Origin of the sequence: Streptosporangium sp. LJ11 (assembly GCF_051918945.1) — a bacterium.
Taxonomy (GTDB): Bacteria; Actinomycetota; Actinomycetes; order Streptosporangiales; family Streptosporangiaceae; genus Streptosporangium.
Genome location: NZ_JBPXMB010000005.1, coordinates 204462 through 210802, shown reverse-complemented (window position 1 = coordinate 210802; position 6341 = coordinate 204462). Strand labels below are relative to the sequence as shown.

Annotated in this window: 1 protein-coding gene; it reads left to right on the top strand. The window is 74.5% G+C overall.

Features of this window, described 5'->3' with window-relative positions; all coding sequences use genetic code 11:
• Window positions 1-29 precede the first annotated feature (29 nt).
• On the top strand, window positions 30-6341 hold the full coding sequence (locus tag ACTOQ3_RS09975; protein WP_440083059.1) for an amino acid adenylation domain-containing protein: 6312 nt from the start codon (window positions 30-32) through the stop codon (window positions 6339-6341).

Genomic DNA, 6341 nt, shown 5'->3' with positions numbered 1-6341 from the left:
CGGGCCCGCGGCCGAAAAAGGAGCCCTGCGTGTTCCCACCGGAGACCGTTTCGACCGGCCAATCAGGGACGGAATACCCCCTGTCGTATGGCCAGCAGCGGCTTTGGTTTCTCCATCGGCTCGATCCAGGCGACTCTGCTTACAACACCTCCTATGTTTACAGGTTGAAAGGTCGCCTTGACAAGATCGCCCTAGAGGCCGCCTTCACCGCGGTGGCGGCACGGCACGAGAGCCTGCGGACCCGGTTCCGCGAGATCGCCGGGGAGCCCGTGGCGATCGTCGAGCCGCCGTCACCGGTGACGGTCCATCGGCTCACCGTCCAGGGCGAGCAGGAGGTCGCGGCCCTGGTCTCGGCGCTCACCAACACGGCCTTCGACCTGGCCGCCGCACCGCCGTTCCGCGTCTCGCTGATCGAGCTCGGCCCCGCCGACCACGTGCTCTGCGTCGTCCTGCACCACATCAACGGCGACGGCTGGTCGCTGAACGTGCTCCGCTCCGAGGTGGCCACCCACTACGGGAGCCGGGGCACCGCCCCGCTGCCCGAGCTGCCGCTGCAGTACGGCGAGTACGCGCGCGCCCTGCGCCCCGCGGACTCCGAGCTCCGCTGGTGGACCGAACGGCTGGCCGGAGTGCCTCCCCTGGAGCTCCCGGCAGACCGGCCGCGTCCCGCCCGGCGGACCGGCGCGGGCGCCGAGGTCGAGTTCCGGATCGCCTCCGACGTGGCCGCCTCGATCGGCGACCTCGCCCGCCGCACCCGGTGCACGCCGTTCATGGTGCTGCTCTCCGCCTACCAGGTGCTGCTGCACCGGCACACCGGCCAGACCGACTTCTGCGTGGGCACCCCCTCGGCCGGTCGCGGCAGCACCGAGCTGGAGACCATGATCGGTTTCCTCTCGACCACGCTGGCCCTGCGCTGCGACGTCTCCGGCGACCCCACCTTCGAGGAGCTGCTCCGGCGCACCCGCAGGGTCGTACTGGACGGGCTCTCGCGGCAGGACGTCCCCTTCGAGCGCCTCGTGGTGGAACTCGACGTGGAGCGGGACCTGAGCCGCACGCCCCTGTTCCAGACCCTGTTCGCCCTGCACACCCACGGCGAGCCGGCCGATCCGCTGCCCGGCCTCGACGCCACCTACTTCCCCAACGGCTGGGCCCGCGCCAGGCTCGACCTGTCGGTGGACATCTACCCCGGCGGCGACGGCGCCCTGCACGGCACCGCCATCTACAGCACCGAGCTGTTCGACCGCGAGACCGTGGAACGGATGGTCGCCCGCTTCCAGGAGCTGCTCACGGCCGTCGTGGCGGATCCCGGCTCCCCCGTGGGCTCGCTGCGGATGCTGCCGGACGCGGAGCTCGCCCGGTTGGAGGGGTGGAACGACACCGCGGCCGAGCCGCCCGAGGTCACCCTCGTCGACCTGCTGCTCGAACAGGCCGCGGCGACCCCCGACGCGGTCGCGGTACGCGCCACGTCCGCTCACACCTCCACGCCCGCGACCACACCGGTGAGCGCGCCGGCCGGCGGGCCGATGGACAGACCGGTGGACGGGGCCGGCGCGCGGGAGCTGACGTACGCGGAGCTGGCCGGGCGGTCGGCGGAGCTGGCCGGGCGGCTGGGCGCGGCCGGGATCGGGCGCGGCTCGCTGGTCGCGGTCCGGATGGAACGCGGCATCGACATGCTCGTCGCCCTGCTCGGCGTGGCGATGAGCGGCGCGGCCTACCTCCCCGTCGACCCCGACTACCCCGAGGCGCGCGTCGCGTACGTGATCGAGGACTCCGCGGCGGCGCTGGTGCTGACCGGCCTCGACGACCTCCCCCCGGTGACCGGCGCGACGACCGGCACTGCGACCGGCACTGCGACCGCCGCGCCCGCGCGGCCGCTTCCCGGCGACACCGCGTACGTGCTCTACACCTCGGGGTCCACCGGACGGCCGAAGGGAGTGGTGGTGCCTCACCGGGCGCTGACCAACTTCCTGCTGGCGATGCGCGACCTGGTGCGGTCCTCGCCGCGGGACGTGTGGCTGGCGCTGACCTCGCTGTCGTTCGACATCTCCGCCCTGGAGCTCTACCTGCCGCTGGTGACGGGCGGGCGGGTGGTCGTCGCCGACGCGGAGACGGCCCGCGACGGGGTGCGGCTCGCGCGCCTCGTCGGGGACGAGGGCGTGACGCACGTCCAGGCGACGCCCTCGGGGTGGCGGGTCCTGCTCGCCGGGGACCTGCCGCGCGTGGTGGGGCTGACCGGCGGCGAGCCGCTCGCCCCCCGGCTCGCCCGCGAGCTGCGTCCCCGGGTGGACCGGCTCGTCAACGTCTACGGCCCGACCGAGACCACCATCTGGTCCACGGCCTGGGACGTCCCGGAGGACCCGGGCGAGATCGTCATCGGCCGCCCGATCGCCAACACCGTCGTCCACGTCGCCGACCCGGGCGGCGGGCCGTGCCCGATCGGGGTGGCCGGAGAGCTGCTCATCGGCGGCGAGGGGGTCGCCACCGGCTACCTCGGCCGCCCGGCCCTGACCGCGGAGCGCTTCGTCCCCGGTCCCGGCGGCTCGCGGCACTACCGGACCGGAGACCGCGTCCGCCTCCGCAACGACGGCACCCTGGAGTTCCTCGGCCGGACCGACAACCAGGTCAAGCTCCGGGGTCACCGCATCGAGCTGGGCGAGATCGAGGCCGTGCTGGACGCCTGCCCCGGCGTGCGGCAGGCGGTCGTCGCGGTGCGCGGGGACCGGCTGGTGGCCTTCGTCGTGCCCACCGCGCCCACCTCGTCATCACGGGTGGAGACGGACGGCGCGGGAGCGCTCGACGGGCTCGGGGAGCGCGCCGCGCGCGAGCTGCCCGGCTACATGGTGCCCAGCGTGTTCGTCGAGGTGGAGGCGTTGCCGCTCACCCCCAACGGGAAGATCGACCGCAACGCGCTTCCCGACGTGGACGCGGCGCCCGCGCGGGACGCGATCGCTCCCCGCACCCCGGGCGAGCGGATGGTCGCGCAGGTCTTCGCCGAGGTGCTCGGGACGGCGGAGGTGGGCGCGTACGACGACTTCTTCGCCCTCGGCGGGCACTCGCTGCTCGCCACCATGGTCACCGCGCGGCTGGCGGCGCTGTCCGGGACGGAGGTGCCGGTCCGGGAGGTGTTCACCCGGCCGACGGTCGCCGGGCTGGCGGAACTGATCGCCACCGCGTCCGGCGGGAGGAGCGACGGGCCGCGGCCGAGGCCCGAGGGAACCGTACCGCCGCTCTCCTTCGGCCAGGAGCGGCTCTGGTTCCTCAACCGGCTCGACCCGGACGACGCGTCGTACAACATGTGCCTGGTCAGGCGGCTGCGCGGGCCGCTGGACCGGGACGCGCTCGCCGGGGCGCTGACCGGGACGGTCGCCAGGCACGAGAGCCTGCGCACCCGTTTCCCCGAGGTGGACGGCGTGCCGGTCGTGGTCGTCGACCCGCCGGGTCCCGTGACCGTCGAGGAGACGGACGCCGCGGGCGAGGCCGGGGCGCTGGAACTGGTCGCGGCCCTGACCAACGCGCCCTTCGAGCTGGGCGCCAGGCCGCCGCTGCGCGTCACCCTGATCAGGATCGCCGAGGACGACCACGTCCTGTGCGTCGTGCTCCACCACATCCTCGGCGACGGCTGGTCGCTCAACCTCATCTTCGACGAGGTGTCGCGGCTGTACTCCGGTGCCACCGCCCTGCCGCCGGTCCCGCTCCAGTTCGGTGACGTCGCCCTCTGGCAGCGCGGGCGCGACCTCGGCGACCTGCTCGGCTACTGGCGGGACAGGCTCGCCGACCCCACCCCGCTGGACCTGCCGGTCGACCGTCCGCGCACCGCCGGGGCCGCCAGGCGCGGCGACGTGGCGAGCGTCCGGCTGGACGCGGCGGAGGCCGCCGCCCTGGCCCGGCTGGGCAGGGAGCACGGCGCCACCGTGTTCATGGTCCTGCTCGCCGCCTACCAGGTCCTGCTGTCGCGGCACACCGGGCGCGACGACATCCTGGTCGGCACGGCCACCGCGGGCCGGGACCGGGTCCAGCTCGAACCGGTCGTCGGTTACCTCAGCGACACCCTGGTCATGCGCGGCGACCTGTCGGCCGATCCCACCTTCGCGGACCTGCTCCGCGAGACCCAGATCGGCGTCCTGGACGCCTTCTCCCACCAGGGCGTGCCGTTCGAGGAGCTGGTGGCGGCGCTGAGGGTCGAGCGCGACCTGACCCGCACGCCGTTGTTCCAGACCATGCTCATCCTGCACACGCAGGACGTCGCGCAGGCTCGCGACGCCTTCGCGGGGCTGACCACCACGGGGTTCGAGCACGGCATGCGGCAGGCCAAGCTCGAGCTGATGCTGGAGGCCTGGCAGGACGAGCACGAGCTGACGCTCGGCTTCGTCTACGACGCCGAGCTGTTCGACCGGGCCACGGTCGAGGCGATGGCCGCGCGGTTCCGCCTGCTGCTCACCGCGCTGCCGGACGCGTCCGGCGACCGGGTCTCCGAGCTGCCGCTGCGCACCGGGGACGACGACGCCCTGCTGCGGCGCCTCTCGCGGGGACCCGCGCGACCGCCCGCTCCCCCGGTGCCGGACCTGTTCGCGGCGACCGTACGGGCCACGCCGGGCGCGGTGGCGATCGGATGCGGGGACACCACGCTCACCTACGCCGAGCTGGACGCCCGCGCGGACGAGCTGGCGGCGCTGCTGCGCGGGCGGGGCGTCGCGCCCGGCGACGTGGTCGGCGTCTGCCTGGACAGGTCGCCCGACGCCGTCGCGGCCCTGCTCGCCGTCTGGCGGGCGGGGGCGGCCTACCTGCCGCTCGACCCGGACCACCCCGCCGAGCGGCTCGCCTTCATGCTGGACGACAGCGGCGCCTCCCTCGTCCTCACCACGGCGAGCCTGGGCGACCGGCTGCCTCCCGGCACGCCACGCGCGCACGCGGACGAGAGCCCCCTCGTCCCGGTGAGCGCCCCGGTGCCCGGCTCGGCCGCCTACGTGATCTACACCTCCGGGTCCACGGGAACGCCCAAGGGGGTCGTGGTCTCGCACCGCAACCTGGCCGCCCGCGTCGGGTGGATGCGCGAGGCGTACGGGCTGCGGCCCGACGACCGGGTGGTCCAGTTCGCCTCGCTGAGCTTCGACACCCACGCCGAGGAGATCTATCCGGCGCTGGCCGCCGGGGCCCGGCTGGAGCTGCTGCCCGAGGGCGGCGTCACCCTGCCCGACCACCTCGACCGGGTCACCGTGCTCGACCTGCCCACGGCGTACTGGCACGCGCTCGTCGACGACATCGGCGAGATCGCCTGGCCGCCGACCCTGCGGCTGGTGATCCTCGGCGGCGAGCAGGTGCACGAGGCGGCCGTGACCCGCTGGCGTGAGCGCTTCGGCGACCGGGTGCGGCTGGTCAACACCTACGGCCCGACCGAGGCGACGATCATCGCCACCGCCGCCGAGCTGGACGGCTCCCCCGGGCGCCCGCCCATCGGCGTCCCGATCGCCGACACCTCGATCCTGATCCTGGACGGCTCGGGCGAGGCCGTGCCGCCGGGGGCGCCGGGCGAGCTGTGCGTCGGCGGGGCCGGGGTGGCCGTCGGCTACCTGGGCAGGCCGGACCTCACGGCCGAGCGCTTCCGCACTCTTGACGACAACCTCCTTGGCGGCTCCGGCGTTCCCAGCGCTTTCGGTGTTCCCGGTGTTCCCGGTGTTCCCGGCGGGGAGCGGATCTACCGGACCGGTGACCTGGCGCGCTGGCGGGCCGACGGGCAGCTGGAGTTCCTCGGCCGCCTTGACGACCAGGTCAAGGTCCGCGGCTTCCGGATCGAGCCCGGCGAGATCGAGGCGCGGCTGCTGGCCCACCCCGGCGTCGGCCAGGCGGCGGTGGCCGTGCACAGGGAGACGCTGGTCGGCTACGTCGTCGGCACGGCCACGGGAGACGAGCTGGCCGGGTACCTGGCCGGGACGCTGCCCGCCTACATGGTCCCCGCGCTCTGGGTGAGCCTCACCGCGCTGCCACTGACCGCGAACGGCAAGCTCGACCGGGCCGCGCTGCCCGCGCCCGAGGCCGGGCCCCGGACGAGGACCGCCCCGCGCGGCGACGCCGAGGAGCTGGTGGCCGAGATCTTCGGCGAGGTGCTGGGCATCGAGGAGATCGGCGCCTTCGACGACTTCTTCGCGCTGGGCGGGCACTCGCTGCTCGCCACCCGCGCCGTCGCCAGGCTCCGCGCCGCCATCGAGGTGGACGTGCCGATCCGCACCCTGTTCGCGCGCAGCACCGTGGCCGACCTCGCGGCGGCGGTGGAGGAACTGCTCGTCGCGGAGCTGGCCGAGATGTCCGACGAGGAGGCCGAGCGCCTCATGGAAACCGGGAGCTGA